This is a genomic window from Bacillus sp. FSL M8-0025 (assembly GCF_037975475.1).
GTDB classification, from domain to species: Bacteria; Bacillota; Bacilli; order Bacillales; family Bacillaceae; genus Bacillus; species Bacillus subtilis.
In genome coordinates, this window is the sequence record NZ_CP150258.1 from 3541978 (window position 1) to 3557235 (window position 15258).

Here is a 15258-nt window from a genome sequence, read left to right on the forward strand (position 1 = left end):
CCCTTTTTTATGTTCCGACAGTCTGCTGTTTTCCGGCCGATCCTCCCTGTCCGTTTTTGTCCCGTAAATCCTGCTCAATTTCTTCAAGGCTTTTTCCCTTTGTCTCTGTCACTTTAAATCGGACAAATAAGAACGCCATGATACCGATCGCGGCATAAATCAGGAATAAATAACTGATTCCGATCGCTTCCATTAATATTGGATAGGTTAGTGAAACAATCAGTGTCCCAACATGCAACATTAAGGTCGAAACACCGGTACCGATTCCTCTGACGTGAAGGGGGAACAATTCAGGAAGCATCACCCACACAACCGGTCCCCAGCTGACCGCAAAGACAACGATAAACACGCCTAAACAAATGACGGTCGTCCATGAGGCAGCCGGAGTGTTATCGAAAAAGAGATTTACTAAAGCGAGAACGATTAAGCTGATCACCATTCCCGCATTCCCGAATAGCAGTAACGGCTTTCTTCCAATTTTGTCGATGATTTTAATCGCTACTAATGTCATGAGAACATTGACTGTGCCGATTCCGACCGTGCCTAAAATCGAAGCGGAATTTCCGAATCCGACGTTTGTAAAGGTCTTTGGCGCATAGTAGATGATCGTATTCGTTCCGATAAATTGCTGCAAAAATGCCAATCCCAAACCTGCAATAAGCGCTGGGCGCACCCATGGATCGAACAGCTCCTTCAGGCCGCCTTCATCCTGCTTTTCCGCTTCTTTTATATCATGTATTTCCTGATCAATATCTTTTGTGCCACGCAATTTTTCAAGAATTTTCTTCGCTTTGCTTTCTTCGCCATTCGTGAACAGCCAGCGCGGGCTCTCCGGCATAAACAAAATGCCAATGAGCAAGAGCAATGACGGCACAGCAGCCAATCCAAGCATCCAGCGCCACGCTTCGGCATCGGCAAATATGTAATTGACAATGTAAGAAAGAAGGATGCCAACCGTGATCATCAGCTGATTCAGTGATGACAGCGCCCCGCGTTTATGTTTTGGCGCCAGTTCAGATAAATAAAGCGGCACGATAGTCGTCGATGTTCCGACTGCAAGTCCCAAAATGATGCGAAACAGCACCATGACTCCCGTATTTGGGGCCAGTGCCACACCAAGACCGCCTATACAAAACAGCAGCGCGGCCGCCATAATTGCTTTTTTTCTTCCGAAACGGTCAGTCAGCTTGCCGGCCGCTCCTGAGCCCAAAATCGCCCCAACCAGCAAGGAGCTGACAACAAGACCTTCTGTAAACGCGTTTAAGCCTAACTCCTTTTTCATAAATAAAATAGCTCCGGAAATCACTCCGGTATCATAGCCATATAACGCGCCTCCAAGAGCTCCGAAAAAATAAAGCCATATATTTGACTGCTTTTTCATAAAAATGACTCCCTTTCTCCATCAGCTGCAATGACATTGTCTGTGGGATTTTTTTAGAAATCTTTTAGCCTCTTTTTCCGGCCATTAAACCTTTTTATTTTGCTGATCATAAGTTTTCCAATCATTTACTTGTATTTTTTTCAATGTCGCTGAAACATTTTATCTGCTGCGGCGTCCAATATAAGGTGATTCAGCACATCATCGTTATCAATTTTCAAAAACAAGAACTTATAAATATAGGAATATTTATCGAAAAATGTCTTTTGAGGAGTTGCCCCATGGCAAATAGAATGGTACGCTTCAAATATTAAAGAAACGTGAGGTATTGATATATGGAAGAACGAACACAGCGCAGAAAGAAAAAGAGAAAACTGAGAAAATGGGTGAAAGTCGTTGCCGGATTAATGGCTTTTTTAGTCATTGCGGCAGGCTCTGTCGGCGCCTACGCTTTTGTAAAGCTGAACAATGCTTCTAAGGAAGCTCACGTCAGCCTTGCACGCGGAGAACAATCTGTAAAACGGATCAAAGAATTTGATCCTGGAAAAGATTCTTTTTCTGTATTGCTCTTAGGAATTGATGCCAGGGAGAAAAACGGCGAGACCGTCGATCAGGCAAGAAGTGACGCGAATGTGCTGGTTACATTTAATCGGAAAGAAAAAACAGCTAAAATGCTGAGCATTCCGCGTGACGCCTATGTAAACATCCCAGGCCACGGGTATGATAAATTCACACATGCTCACGCTTACGGCGGCGTTGACTTAACTGTGAAAACAGTTGAAGAAATGCTGGATATTCCAGTCGATTATGTCGTAGAAAGCAATTTCACGGCTTTTGAAGACGTCGTAAACGAGTTAAATGGCGTCAAAGTAACTGTAAAAAGCGATAAAGTCATTCAGCAAATCAAAAAAGATACAAAAGGTAAAGTCGTTCTTCAAAAAGGAACACATACGCTTGATGGGGAAGAAGCGCTCGCTTACGTAAGAACACGTAAAGCGGACAGTGACCTTTTACGCGGGCAAAGACAAATGGAAGTGCTGAGCGCCATTATAGATAAATCAAAATCATTGAGCTCAATTCCGGCTTATGATGATATTGTGGATACGATGGGGCAAAATTTAAAAATGAACTTATCTCTTAAAGATGCCATCGGCCTGTTCCCGTTCATCACTTCATTGAAATCAGTTGAGTCTATTCAGCTGACGGGTTATGATTATGAACCTGCCGGAGTCTATTATTTCAAATTGAATCAGCAAAAGCTGCAGGAAGTTAAAAAAGAGCTGCAAAACGATTTAGGTGTATAATGAACGGGATGGCGATTACGCCATCCCGTTTTACATATTTCCTTGTTGAAAATTATCAAAGTAACGATTAGCCTTAATTTATATGGATTATGTTTCACAGGCAAGCTGAACATACTACACGAAGCAGCTTCATTTTTAAGGAGGTTCCCCTACATATGAAATGTATTGCGATTGATCTAGACGGAACATTACTGAATAAAGAAAGCGTCATTTCTGCGGAAAACAGAGAGGCGATCAAGCGGGCCGTTGATGCCGGCATCCTCGTCACCATTTGCACGGGAAGAGCGACATTTGATGTAAAAGCGCTGCTGGATGACTTGGACATCCCTATCATTGCAGCTAATGGCGGCACGATCCATGACACGGGTTACCGTTTGATCAGCCGGACATTAATGGATCAGGAAGCCGGTAAAGCGATTGCTGATTACTTACTTTCAAAAAACATTTATTTTGAGGTATATACAGATGACCATCTGCTTTCTCCTTTTGACGGCGAAGCTAAGCTGCACGCGGAGCTTGACATTCTAAAGAGCGCAAACCCAAACGAGCAGACGGATGAATTGTGGCAAGGAGCCATGACTCAATTCAAACAGTTTGGCATTAAACCAATCCCTCATATCGAATCGGTTTTTGACGGGAGTGAAAACATTTATAAGCTTCTTTGCTTCTCCTTTGATATGGACAAGCTGAAACAAGCGAAGGAAGAACTGAAGCATCATAAAAAACTGGCGCAAACCTCTTCAGGAAAACATATTATCGAAATCCTGCCGGCCTCGTCAGGAAAAGGACGCGCGTTAACAAAGCTCGCTGACCTATACGGAATTGAAACACAGGATATCTATGCGATCGGCGATAGTCCAAACGATTTGTCCATGTTTGAAGTCGCCGGACACCGTATCGCCATGGAAAATGCGATTGATGAATTAAAAGAAAAAAGCACCTTTGTCACAAAAAGTAATGACGAAAATGGTGTGGCCTACTTTATAGACCAGCTTCTTTCAGGGCAATATGCATAAAGAAAAGACTCCAGAGATTGGAGTCTTTTTCTTTTATTGCACCCGTATACTTCCTGCGTATTTATCCTTCCAATAGGTGCTCGTGTTCATATTGGTGATGGTCACGCCGTTTGATAATGTGACATGAACAACTTGTCCGTTTCCGATATAGATGGAGGGATTTAAGCTTGTTGATTGAAAGAACACAATGTCTCCCGGCTTCAGGTCCGCCTTCTCAATCTTAGTTCCGGCATTGTACTGGCTTGTTGCGTATCGAGGCAGGGAAATACCGGCTGCTTTCTGGTATACATATTGGACAAATCCAGCTGTATCAAATCCTGTCTCAGGTGTTACTCCGCCCTGTTTGTAAGGTACTTCTCCGACATAAAGCGTCGCTTCGGAAACAATCGGATTTTCTTTCGGGATTGTCAGGTTGTCAAATCGGCGAATACCCGTCATCTTCGATTTCCAGTAATCCTCTGACAAATAGGAAATGGTTACTTTTTCTGACCGGCTTGCCTGAATGAACCTGCCTGCGCCCGCATAAATGCCTGCATGTGAAATTCCCGTTTTATACGTATTGCTGAAATAGACGACATCACCAGGCTTTATGTTCTGAGGGGCTACCTTCTCGCCCACTGCCCACTGCTGTTCGGCTGATCGCGGCAGATAAATGCCGAGTGCCTGTTGAAACACATATTGCACAAGCCCCGAGCAATCAAAGCCCTCTGACGGCGTGCTTCCGCCAAACACATATGGGACACCGATATATTTTTCGGCCTCCTGAACGACAGGAACATCAGCCGTTGCCGGATCGGCAGAGATTCGTCTCGCCCCGATATAAGTTCCGCTCCAATAGCTGCTTTGTTTGTAATTGGTGATGATAACCCCTTTTGACTGTGTACTGTGAACCATTTGGCCGTCTCCGATATAAAGGGCGTCATGTGTCGGAACAGTGCCGGTGCTTCCCTCTTTCTTGAAAAACAAAATATCACCCGGCTTCAGGTTTTCCGGCTTTACAGCTGTTCCGATTTTATACTGGTCGTTTACAGATCTCGGCAGATGAATATCAGCCTTACTGAACACATATTGTATCAATCCTGATGGATCGAAACCCTCTTTCGGCGTTTCCCCGCCATATTTATACTGATATCCAAGCAGGTTTTTTGCTTCGCTGACAATCAATTCTGGTGATGTATCAGCTTCCGCAATCTCCGCTTTTGTCATAATTGGAACCAAAAAACAAATGATAACCGCCACAAGCAAAAACTTCTTCCAGTTTGCCAGTGTGTTCACTTTTATTATCTCCTCCTCTTTTTGCAGTTTTAACATCGGTATTTTTTTGAATATGTTAAGAGACTTTTTAATATTTTTACAGAATGAATATGCTGGGCAAATAAAAAGAGAGTGTCTCATCAGACACTCTCTTTTTTGAATTATTTATTGGCATTTACCGGTTCTTCCTGCTGTTGGATTTTATTCATTTCCATATCAATCTTCTGTTTTTCCTGATCTGTCAGCTGATCATTGAATTTAAAAGCTGACATAAACATGAACACGATGGCTACGGCAACAAACGGCCAGATGGCTTTGACAAATTTCATCTTTATCACTCCGTTTATTTAGATTTTAGTTTGTCACTATGATCAATATCAAACGTCAGTTTTCCGTCTTCTACTTTCCAAGCGAAATTAGAGTCTTTCGTCAGTTCGCGAATAATGGTTTTCTGTTTAAGGCTGTCTTTTTTCACAGGTGCAGGTGTCGCTTCATGGATATCGATCGGTGTCACTTCAAAGCGTCCTGTTCCATTTTTCTTCAGGTGATACTGAACCAGTGCACTGTCTCTTGTTCTCGTCCAGCCCTGGTCAAAGACAAAGTTGCCGAGACTGTAGAAAATGACGGTTCCGTTATATACTTCAATCGGTTCTAAGACGTGCGGGTGATGGCCGACGATGATGTCAGCTCCCGCATCAGACATGGCTCTTGCAAGCTGGCGCTGGCGGTCGTTTGGATCATTGTCATACTCTTGGCCCCAGTGTGACTGCACAACAACGATGTCCGCATGTTTTTTCGCTTCTGAAATCATAGGGATGAAGATTTCAGGATCTGCGGGCAGCACCCCCGGCGTATTCTTTTTAGCCGCGAAACCTTTCCCGGACACATCGGTAAAGCCAAGCGTCGCAATCGTTACCCCGTTGACTTTCTGGTACGAAATTTTCTTTTTCGCATCACTTAAGCTGTATCCCGCTCCAACGATATCAAGGTTTTGCTTCGCAAATTCTCCAAGCGTATCTTTCATGCCCTGAACGCCGTAATCCATTGCGTGGTTGTTTGCGCTGTTGAGAACCGTGAAATTCATATCCTTCAAGACTTTCACTGATTCCTTATTCGTCTGCAGATGAATCTCTTTATCTGCTTGTTTATAATTCTTTTGATAGGTTACCGGGTTTTCAAAGTTTCCTGCTACATAATCCGAGGCTCTAAAGATCGGTTCAACATATTGAAAAATACTGTCTGCCCCTTTTTGCTCCGTTACTTTTTCAACATAGCGTCCCATCATAATATCGCCTACAAATGAGGCTGAGAGTACGTCGTCAGAATACGTTTTGACCTTCGGCGTTTCCGCTTTTCCCGCCCACATGAAAGCGAACATAAGGACAAAAACGATCGGAATGGCAATAAATACGTGCTTATTGGTTTTCTTTTTTTGCTGTTTTGTCAGCTTTAGCAGCTTTTCATGAAAGCTCAGTTCTTTTTTCATCGTTTGACACACCTTACATTAAATTAAGTAGTAAACAAACATGATAGCAAAGGTCGCTCCGCTCAATAGCAGCGTGCTTCCGAACGTAATGGTTAAACCTTGTTTCTGAATGGTATTGGCAATTAAACCTGGCACGATGATGCCGATTCCTCGAAATTCTGCGATTTCAAATGGTACAATCGGGTATAGAAAATCAAACGCGATTTTTAGGACGATCCCTGTTATCAGCATGGCAGCGAATTTTCTGCGTCCGTACAAAATCATAAATTTGGATAAACCGTATTTCACGATAACATAAGTGAGCAAGCTCACTAGCAAAACAAGTAAAATAAAGACCGGCTGATTAAACACAAGTCCTAAATATCCCGGTACAACAAGTCCTGCCGGCACGATCCCTGTTTTTTCCGCAAAAATTAAACTGAGTAGTACACCTAAAATTAGTGCGATGTATAAATCTGATCCGAACATGTTTGCATTTCCCCCTAGCTTACGAGCTGCTTAACCTTGTATTCGTGGATTTTTTCAATTAAAGGCTCTGCGGCACCATGAATATTGCCGACGCCATATATGACACGGTTGTGCATTCTTTTCTTTAACAACTCCATAATTTCATCTGTTGACTTATACTCTAGATCATGCAGTTTGTCTGCAGGAATTTTGCCTTCTTCGTAGGCTTTTACGATCGGTTCTGTTGTTTCACCGATTAAGATCAGTTCACTTGCTTCAATATAAGGCAATACGTCATTTGCGAATTGCTGTGTCCGATCGACACGGTCTGCGCGGCAGTTCATGATGATGATCGGATCATCGGTCGGGTAACCGATTTCTTTTACACGTTTCCATATATTCAAAGTAGAAGAAGCGTCGTTTGCGGCAAACCCATTAACAAAGTGCCCAGGCTCGCTCGGACTGATCAGCGGAAGAATTCTCATTGCTCCCGGATCTGGCGGCGCATTCAGCATTCCCTTAAATGCTGTTTCTTCGTCAATGCCGAGTGCTTGAGCCACACCCAGCGCCAGAGAAGCGTTATCAGGGAATACCATGTATTCAAATTTACGTAAATACTCATCTGTAATTTTTGAGTTATCAGCAATGATGACTTTTGTGTTTCGTTCTTTTGCTTTTTGTTTAAAGAACTCGGTATATTCACTATCTGTAATGACAAGATGGCCATTATAAGGAATTGTAGCGGTAAACGCTTCTGCAATTTCATCAAGCGTCGGCCCCATGACATCCATATGGTCTTCTAAAACATTCACAATGACGCCGATATTGGCCTGCAGAAGTTCTTCCTGAAAGATGATTTGATAATCTGGGTTAACAGCCATGCATTCACTGACAATCGCGTTAGCCCCTCTTTCTACTGTTTCTCTCATGACTTCTTTTTGCTCTCCGATATTCGGCCCCTGAGGTTTCCGTTTAATCGGCTTTTCCTCCGGTGTGTCCCAGTAAATCATTCTTGCATCTGTTCCTGTTGTTTTTCCAACAGTCTTGTAACCGGCTTCTATTAATATTCCGGTTGTCAGCCTTGTCACAGTCGATTTTCCGCGGATGCCGTTAATATTCACCCGAACAGGGAGGGCATCAATGTTTTTCTGATGTCGTCGTTTTTCTAATATTCCGATGACCAGTATGACAGCACAGGCTATAATGAGTAACCACATTGCTTTTCGACATCTCCTTCTATATTGTTGTAAATTCATTCATCAGTATATAGAATCACTATGAATTCTCAATCGGCATTATGTAACATAATCTTCCCTAATCGACTAAGCCAAACTTCTCTTTTGAAAGAGATTTTATACCTAAAAACTGTTTTCTATTTTTGGAAAACAGCAGGACTTATACCTTATCACTTTTTTAAAAAATCGAAGAGAATGCGCTTTCATTTCTCCCCTGATATCCTTCTGGACGTATAGTCACACCTTGCTGTTTGTGTTTAATATGCATTTCAAATCAATCTTTTTTTCAGCCTGTGTTATCAAGCATCTCCTGCGATCATGCGTGTTTCCGGTTCTTATGAACACAAAATAGTTTTATCCTGTTTCTTAAGGACAAGGTCATAATGTCATCCTTTCTGCATGGAATAAGCAATATGAGGCCCATTCCAAAATGACTAAGGAGGTTCGAGATGAAAACGCTAAACATACGAGTCCGAATTCTCTAACATAATTAAACATTTTCTGGGATGATAGTCTTTTCTGTTTCTCACCATTTACAGGTCTAAACGCATGACTTTGAAACAATTTTAATAAAACTTAATATTTGTTCAAGAAATCTTCATCCATATTTGTGAAGACTTTGTCAAAAAAAGAGTGAAAACCTTAATTTTTTCAATTATATATACAATTTACAATTAGATTTCTTTTGATATTTTTATTGCTAACTTCGGATTGTTCATGATAATCTATCTATGTAAACGGTTACATAAACAAGGAGGAGCTGTTTTGGCTACAATTAAAGATGTCGCCGGAGCGGCGGGCGTTTCAGTTGCGACGGTTTCCCGCGTCCTGAATGATAACGGCTATGTACACGAAGAAACGCGAACGCGTGTCATAGCGGCGATGGCGAAGCTGAACTATTACCCGAATGAAGTTGCCAGATCTCTATATAAAAGAGAATCCCGACTGATCGGACTTTTGCTCCCGGATATCACAAACCCTTTCTTCCCCCAGCTTGCCCGCGGTGCGGAGGATGAATTGAACCGGGAAGGCTATCGCCTTATTTTCGGCAACAGTGACGAGGAATTGAAAAAAGAACTTGAATACCTTCAAACCTTTAAGCAAAATCATGTCGCAGGCATTATTGCCGCAACAAATTACCCGGATCTCGAGGAATACAGCGGCATGAATTATCCAGTTGTTTTTCTGGACAGAACACTTGAAGGGGCTCCTTCTGTGGCCAGTGACGGCTATACAGGAGGAAAGTTAGCCGCTCAGGCTATCATTCACGGAAAAAGCCAGCGCATTACGCTCTTGAGAGGACCCGCTCACCTGCCGACCGCTCAAGACCGATTTAACGGCGCTTTGGAAATCTTAAAGCAGGCTGAAGTTGATTTTCAGGTCATTGAGACAGCTTCATTTTCAATTAAAGATGCACAATCGATGGCGAAGGAGCTGTTTGCCGCTTATCCAGCGACAGATGGTGTGATCGCGAGTAATGATATTCAAGCCGCTGCCGTTTTACATGAAGCATTGCGGCGCGGAAAAAACGTGCCGGAGGACATTCAAATTATCGGCTATGATGACATTCCGCAAAGCGGACTTCTGTTCCCGCCACTTTCTACAATTAAACAGCCCGCATATGATATGGGGAAAGAAGCTGCCAAACTGCTTTTGGGTATCATCAAAAAACAGCCGCTGGCAGAAACGGCAATTCAAATGCCTGTCACCTATATAGGAAGAAAGACGACAAGAAAGGAAGATTAAGATGCGTAATATTTGTGTGATTGGTAGCTGTTCTATGGATTTAGTGGTCACCTCGGACAAACGCCCAAAAGCCGGTGAAACGGTTCTTGGCACGTCATTTCAGACTGTGCCGGGCGGCAAAGGAGCAAATCAGGCCGTTGCCGCAGCCAGACTTGGGGCGCAAGTGTTTATGGTCGGCAAGGTCGGAGACGATCATTATGGAACAGCTATTTTGAATAATCTCAAAGCTAACGGCGTTTGCACTGACTATATGGAACCGGTTACACATACGGAAAGCGGAACCGCTCATATTGTGCTTGCTGAAGGCGACAACAGCATTGTCGTTGTCAAAGGCGCGAACGATGACATCACCCCAGCGTATGCGTTAAACGCGCTCGAACAGATTGAAAAGGTCGATATGGTGCTGATTCAGCAGGAAATCCCAGAAGAAACGGTTGATGAGGTGTGCAAATACTGCCATTCTCACGATATTCCGATCATGCTAAACCCAGCACCGGCCCGCCCGCTCAAGCAGGAAACAATTGATCACGCCACCTATCTGACGCCGAATGAACACGAGGCTTCGATTTTATTCCCTGAGCTTACCATTTCTGAAGCTTTGGCGCTTTATCCGGCAAAGCTCTTTATTACGGAAGGAAAACAAGGCGTCCGCTATTCGGCTGGCAGCAAAGAAGTGCTCATCCCGTCCTTCCCTGTAGAGCCCGTTGATACAACCGGAGCCGGTGATACGTTTAACGCAGCCTTTGCCGTGGCCCTGGCTGAGGGAAAAGACATTGAAGCCGCATTGCGGTTTGCCAATCGTGCCGCTTCCCTTTCTGTCTGTTCCTTCGGGGCCCAAGGCGGAATGCCGACAAGAAATGAAGTAGAGGAGCTGCTTTCATGAAAAAACACGGTATACTGAACAGCCATCTTGCCAAGATTTTAGCAGACCTTGGCCACACTGATAAAATTGTCATCGCGGATGCCGGACTGCCGGTTCCCGACGGCGTTTTGAAAATTGATCTTTCACTGAAGCCGGGCCTTCCGGCTTTCCAAGATACAGCGGCAGTACTGGCTGAGGAAATGGCGGTCGAAAAAGTCATTGCTGCAGCTGAAATAAAAGCATCCAATCAGGAGAATGCGAAATTTCTAGAAAATCTTTTCTCTGAACAAGAAATTGAATACCTTTCTCACAAGGAGTTTAAGCTGCTGACAAAAGAAGCAAAGGCAGTCATAAGAACAGGAGAATTCACACCATATGCCAACTGCATCCTGCAGGCGGGTGTGCTTTTCTAGAAAGGAGGATGAAACATGCAGATTGAAATGAAAGACATTCATAAAGCATTTGGAAAAAACCAGGTGCTGTCAGGTGTTTCCTTTCAGCTCATGCCTGGCGAGGTTCACGCATTAATGGGAGAAAACGGCGCCGGCAAGTCCACGCTTATGAACATTTTGACAGGCCTGCACAAAGCAGATAAAGGTCAAATCAGCATAAACGGAAACGAAACGTATTTTTCCAATCCAAAAGAAGCGGAACAGCATGGAATAGCCTTTATCCATCAGGAATTGAATATCTGGCCGGAAATGACCGTTCTTGAGAATCTATTTATCGGTAAAGAGATATCCTCCAAGCTGGGCGTCTTACAAACAAGAAAAATGAAAGCGCTAGCAAAAGAGCAATTTGACAAACTCTCCGTCTCTCTTTCTCTTGATCAAGAAGCCGGCGAATGTTCCGTCGGACAGCAGCAAATGATCGAAATCGCAAAAGCGCTTATGACAAATGCCGAGGTCATCATTATGGATGAACCGACCGCAGCGTTGACTGAACGTGAAATCAGCAAGCTCTTCGAGGTCATTACAGCGTTAAAAAAGAACGGCGTCTCCATTGTCTATATTTCGCATCGCATGGAAGAAATTTTTGCGATTTGCGACAGAATTACCATCATGCGTGACGGAAAAACGGTAGATACAACAAACATCTCAGAAACTGATTTTGATGAAGTCGTCAAAAAAATGGTCGGACGGGAGCTGACTGAACGATATCCAAAACGCACTCCTTCTCTCGGTGACAAAGTATTCGAGGTGAAAAATGCTTCCGTAAAAGGGAGTTTTGAGGACGTCAGCTTTTATGTTCGTTCCGGTGAAATCGTCGGTGTTTCAGGATTGATGGGAGCCGGCCGGACAGAAATGATGAGAGCGCTGTTCGGCGTTGACAGGCTGGACACGGGTGAGATATGGATCGCTGGGAAAAAAACGGCTATTAAGAACCCGCAGGAAGCCGTGAAAAAAGGTCTCGGCTTTATTACAGAGAATCGCAAGGATGAAGGGCTCCTGCTCGACACCTCGATCCGCGAAAATATTGCCCTGCCCAATCTGTCCAGCTTCTCACCAAAGGGTCTCATTGATCATAAGCGGGAGGCTGAATTTGTCGATCTGTTAATCAAACGCCTCACTATCAAAACAGCATCACCGGAAACGCACGCACGCCATTTATCAGGAGGAAACCAGCAAAAAGTGGTGATAGCCAAGTGGATCGGCATCGGACCGAAAGTGCTTATCTTGGATGAGCCAACCAGAGGTGTGGATGTTGGCGCCAAACGAGAGATTTATACGCTGATGAATGAGCTGACCGAACGCGGCGTCGCTATCATCATGGTGTCATCAGAGCTGCCTGAAATTCTGGGAATGAGCGATCGGATTATCGTTGTCCATGAAGGCAGAATCAGCGGAGAAATCCATGCGCGAGAAGCAACACAAGAACGAATTATGACACTTGCCACGGGAGGGCGGTAATATGAAAACGGAACAACTGCAAACAGAACAAAAACGGATTCACTTCGACGGAGTCATGCAAAAACTCGGCCCGTTTCTTGGTTTATTTATTCTCGTTATCATTGTATCTATTTTAAATCCAAGCTTTCTTGAACCGCTGAATATTTTAAACCTGCTTCGCCAGGTCGCCATTAACGGATTAATCGCGTTCGGGATGACCTTTGTCATTTTGACAGGCGGCATTGATCTTTCTGTTGGCGCTATTCTTGCCCTGTCCAGTGCTTTAGTTGCGGGGATGATTGTGTCCGGTGTCGATCCGGTTCTCGCGATCATCCTTGGCTGTATCATTGGTGCCGTACTAGGCATGATCAACGGATTATTGATTACTAAAGGAAAAATGGCGCCCTTTATCGCCACGCTTGCGACCATGACTGTGTTTCGCGGACTGACGCTAGTGTATACAGATGGAAATCCGATTACCGGACTTGGCACAAACTACGCTTTTCAGATGTTCGGACGCGGTTACTTTTTAGGCATTCCTGTACCGGCAATTACGATGGTTCTTGCCTTTGTCATCCTTTGGGTGCTTCTTCATAAAACACCATTCGGCCGCCGAACGTACGCTATCGGCGGCAACGAAAAAGCCGCGCTCATTTCAGGCATCAAAGTGACGCGCGTGAAAGTGATGATCTATTCTTTAGCCGGGCTTTTATCCGCTCTTGGAGGTGCCATATTGACTTCCCGCCTGCATTCGGCCCAGCCGACTGCGGGAGAATCGTACGAACTTGATGCTATCGCGGCAGTCGTCTTAGGAGGGACAAGTCTTTCCGGCGGCCGCGGACGCATTGTCGGCACTTTGATCGGGGTCCTGATCATCGGCACACTTAATAACGGGCTTAATCTGCTTGGCGTTTCATCATTTTATCAGCTGGTTGTCAAAGGGATTGTTATCTTAATTGCGGTATTATTAGACCGCAAGAAGTCAGCTTAGGAGGGTTTTCACATGAAAAAGGCTGTATCCGTCATTTTAACGTTATCATTATTTTTGTTAACCGCCTGTTCGCTTGAGCCTCCCCAATGGGCAAAGCCGTCAAACTCGGGGAACAAAAAGGAATTCACCATTGGCTTGTCCGTCTCAACACTTAATAATCCTTTTTTTGTCTCATTAAAAAAGGGTATCGAAAAAGAAGCTAAAAAACGGGGAATGAAAGTCATCATTGTTGATGCACAAAATGATTCATCGAAACAGACGAGTGACGTGGAAGATTTAATTCAGCAAGGTGTTGATGCATTATTAATCAACCCGACTGATTCTTCGGCGATCTCAACGGCAGTAGAATCTGCAAACGCAGTCGGTGTGCCCGTCGTAACAATCGATCGATCTGCCGAACAAGGAAAAGTTGAAACCCTCGTTGCTTCCGATAATGTAAAAGGCGGTGAAATGGCCGCGACGTTTATTGCCGACAAACTTGGAAAAGGAGCAAAGGTGGCAGAGCTTGAAGGCGTCCCCGGCGCATCTGCCACACGGGAACGCGGCTCAGGATTCCATAACATCGCAGACCAAAAACTCCAAGTTGTCACAAAACAATCAGCTGACTTTGACCGCACGAAAGGCCTGACTGTCATGGAAAACCTGCTGCAGGGACATCCTGATATCCAAGCTGTTTTTGCTCACAACGATGAAATGGCGCTCGGTGCTCTCGAGGCAATTAACAGCTCGGGGAAAGACATATTGGTGATCGGTTTTGACGGCAATAAAGATGCGCTCGCTTCCATTAAAAACGGAAAGCTGTCAGCCACCGTCGCTCAGCAGCCTGAGTTAATCGGTAAACTGGCTACAGAAGCAGCAGATGATATTTTGCACGGGAAAAAAGTGCAAAAAACAATATCCGCGCCTCTCAAACTAGAAACACAAAAATAATTGTCTGATGTTTAGGAACCTGCGATAACGTGAATAGAGATATAGAATGAATTATTTCTCTTACGTGAGGAGAGGAACGGCATGAACAAACCAACAAAACTATTTTCAACATTAGCACTTGCGGCTGGAATGACTGCGGCGGCTGCTGGCGGCGCTGGCACGATCCATGCTCAACAGCCAGAAACAACGGTAAGCATTGATGATTTATACAGTTATCCGATTGATTCTTATTTGGTATCAGCAGAGGCTCTAAATGTCAGAACGAAGGCTTCCGCATCAAGCCAAAAAGCCGATACGCTGCACTTAGGAGATAGCCTAAAGCTGATTTCCTTCTCAAATGCTGACTGGGCAAAGGTTCAGTATAAAAACGGAAAAATAGGATTTGTCTCCACTCATTACATTGTAAAAGCAGCGACAACGGTAAAAACCAAAACAAAAACAAAAGTATATACATCCGCTGATGGAAAGAGCATTAAGACTCTTCCAGCAGACACAAGCGTTTCTTTTTTAGGCTGGAGTAAAACGAATAAAGGCGGTTTTGATTTTGATTGGGTATTCGTTGATTACGGCGGTGCGACAGGTTATATGAAAACAAAGGATTTACACATGACAAAATAACTGAGAGGGATTCCGCATTTATGCGGAATCCCTTTTATTATGAATTGATTTGTCACATTCCCAAGATATTTCTCAGGAAATATTGTCGTATGCTGTGTCGAA

At 44.1% G+C, this 15258-nt stretch carries 15 protein-coding genes; 9 read left to right on the top strand and 6 right to left on the bottom strand.

What is annotated here, in order from left to right; translation table 11 throughout:
* Nucleotides 1-7 precede the first annotated feature (7 nt).
* Nucleotides 8-1381: a sugar porter family MFS transporter gene (locus MKX38_RS18290; protein WP_015251080.1), complete on the bottom strand. Its 1374-nt coding sequence runs from the start codon at nt 1379-1381 to the stop codon at nt 8-10.
* 332 nt (nt 1382-1713) lie between these two features.
* Here MKX38_RS18290 and tagT point away from each other — a divergent pair, with 332 nt between their 5' ends.
* Together tagT and ywtE are read left to right on the top strand one after the other, a co-directional pair.
* Nucleotides 1714-2682, top strand: coding sequence for an LCP family protein (gene tagT, locus MKX38_RS18295; RefSeq protein WP_208556648.1), 969 nt, complete (start codon nt 1714-1716; stop codon nt 2680-2682).
* 155 nt (nt 2683-2837) lie between these two features.
* The gene (gene ywtE, locus MKX38_RS18300) at nt 2838-3698 is read left to right on the top strand and encodes a 5-amino-6-(5-phospho-D-ribitylamino)uracil phosphatase YwtE (RefSeq protein ID WP_029318756.1); all 861 of its coding nucleotides are present in this window, start codon (nt 2838-2840) and stop codon (nt 3696-3698) included.
* Nucleotides 3699-3731: 33 nt separating this feature from the next.
* Here the strand turns inward: ywtE and pgdS are convergent, their stop codons facing one another.
* The 5 genes from pgdS to pgsB form a co-directional block, all read right to left on the bottom strand.
* The gene (gene pgdS / locus MKX38_RS18305) at nt 3732-4973 is read right to left on the bottom strand and encodes a gamma-DL-glutamyl hydrolase (protein WP_029318755.1); all 1242 of its coding nucleotides are present in this window, start codon (nt 4971-4973) and stop codon (nt 3732-3734) included.
* A gap of 140 nt (nt 4974-5113) precedes the next feature.
* Nucleotides 5114-5281: an extrachromosomal elements maintenance protein EdmS gene (gene edmS / locus MKX38_RS18310; protein ID WP_003227896.1), complete on the bottom strand. Its 168-nt coding sequence runs from the start codon at nt 5279-5281 to the stop codon at nt 5114-5116.
* Between the two features lie 14 nt (nt 5282-5295).
* Nucleotides 5296-6438, bottom strand: coding sequence for a capsular polyglutamate synthetase PgsA (gene pgsA, locus MKX38_RS18315; RefSeq protein WP_003243306.1), 1143 nt, complete (start codon nt 6436-6438; stop codon nt 5296-5298).
* Between the two features lie 18 nt (nt 6439-6456).
* Entirely contained in the window at nt 6457-6906 is a 450-nt protein-coding gene (gene pgsC / locus MKX38_RS18320; RefSeq protein ID WP_003227889.1) for a poly-gamma-glutamate biosynthesis protein PgsC, read from the bottom strand.
* A 14-nt stretch (nt 6907-6920) separates the two neighbouring features.
* On the bottom strand, nt 6921-8102 hold the full coding sequence (pgsB, locus tag MKX38_RS18325) for a poly-gamma-glutamate synthase PgsB (protein WP_003227883.1): 1182 nt from the start codon (nt 8100-8102) through the stop codon (nt 6921-6923).
* 783 nt (nt 8103-8885) lie between these two features.
* On the opposite strand from pgsB, the gene MKX38_RS18330 reads away from it, so the two are divergent.
* From MKX38_RS18330 to MKX38_RS18360, 7 genes are all read left to right on the top strand, one after another.
* Entirely contained in the window at nt 8886-9866 is a 981-nt protein-coding gene (locus MKX38_RS18330) for a LacI family DNA-binding transcriptional regulator (RefSeq protein WP_015251075.1), read from the top strand.
* 1 nt (nt 9867) lies between these two features.
* The gene (gene rbsK / locus MKX38_RS18335; protein ID WP_015251074.1) at nt 9868-10749 is read left to right on the top strand and encodes a ribokinase; all 882 of its coding nucleotides are present in this window, start codon (nt 9868-9870) and stop codon (nt 10747-10749) included.
* Nucleotides 10746-11141, top strand: coding sequence for a D-ribose pyranase (rbsD, locus tag MKX38_RS18340; protein ID WP_015251073.1), 396 nt, complete (start codon nt 10746-10748; stop codon nt 11139-11141). The genes rbsK and rbsD overlap by 4 nt, the downstream gene beginning before the upstream one ends.
* Before the next feature lie 15 nt (nt 11142-11156).
* Nucleotides 11157-12638, top strand: a complete 1482-nt coding sequence (gene rbsA / locus MKX38_RS18345; protein ID WP_014478164.1) for a ribose ABC transporter ATP-binding protein RbsA — start codon at nt 11157-11159, stop codon at nt 12636-12638.
* A gap of 1 nt (nt 12639) precedes the next feature.
* A complete protein-coding gene (gene rbsC / locus MKX38_RS18350; RefSeq protein WP_017696600.1) occupies nt 12640-13608 on the top strand; it encodes a ribose ABC transporter permease RbsC in 969 nt (322 codons plus the stop codon).
* A 12-nt stretch (nt 13609-13620) separates the two neighbouring features.
* Nucleotides 13621-14538 (top strand): ribose ABC transporter substrate-binding protein RbsB, encoded by a 918-nt coding sequence (gene rbsB, locus MKX38_RS18355; protein ID WP_015251072.1) that lies wholly within the window; start codon nt 13621-13623, stop codon nt 14536-14538.
* An 81-nt stretch (nt 14539-14619) separates the two neighbouring features.
* Nucleotides 14620-15156: an SH3 domain-containing protein gene (locus tag MKX38_RS18360; protein WP_017696599.1), complete on the top strand. Its 537-nt coding sequence runs from the start codon at nt 14620-14622 to the stop codon at nt 15154-15156.
* Nucleotides 15157-15258: the final 102 nt, after the last annotated feature.

Bases quoted from the DNA above. Each gene is read 5' to 3' on its own strand.
- MKX38_RS18290 (WP_015251080.1), bottom strand. From the start codon at position 1,381: ATGAAAAAGCAGTCAAATATATGGCTTTATTTTTTCGGAGCTCTTGGA.
- tagT (WP_208556648.1), top strand. From the start codon at position 1,714: ATGGAAGAACGAACACAGCGCAGAAAGAAAAAGAGAAAACTGAGAAAA.
- ywtE (WP_029318756.1), top strand. From the start codon at position 2,838: ATGAAATGTATTGCGATTGATCTAGACGGAACATTACTGAATAAAGAA.
- edmS (WP_003227896.1), bottom strand. From the start codon at position 5,281: ATGAAATTTGTCAAAGCCATCTGGCCGTTTGTTGCCGTAGCCATCGTG.
- pgsA (WP_003243306.1), bottom strand. From the start codon at position 6,438: ATGAAAAAAGAACTGAGCTTTCATGAAAAGCTGCTAAAGCTGACAAAA.
- pgsC (WP_003227889.1), bottom strand. From the start codon at position 6,906: ATGTTCGGATCAGATTTATACATCGCACTAATTTTAGGTGTACTACTC.
- pgsB (WP_003227883.1), bottom strand. From the start codon at position 8,102: ATGTGGTTACTCATTATAGCCTGTGCTGTCATACTGGTCATCGGAATA.
- rbsK (WP_015251074.1), top strand. From the start codon at position 9,868: ATGCGTAATATTTGTGTGATTGGTAGCTGTTCTATGGATTTAGTGGTC.
- rbsD (WP_015251073.1), top strand. From the start codon at position 10,746: ATGAAAAAACACGGTATACTGAACAGCCATCTTGCCAAGATTTTAGCA.
- rbsA (WP_014478164.1), top strand. From the start codon at position 11,157: ATGCAGATTGAAATGAAAGACATTCATAAAGCATTTGGAAAAAACCAG.
- rbsC (WP_017696600.1), top strand. From the start codon at position 12,640: ATGAAAACGGAACAACTGCAAACAGAACAAAAACGGATTCACTTCGAC.
- rbsB (WP_015251072.1), top strand. From the start codon at position 13,621: ATGAAAAAGGCTGTATCCGTCATTTTAACGTTATCATTATTTTTGTTA.
- MKX38_RS18360 (WP_017696599.1), top strand. From the start codon at position 14,620: ATGAACAAACCAACAAAACTATTTTCAACATTAGCACTTGCGGCTGGA.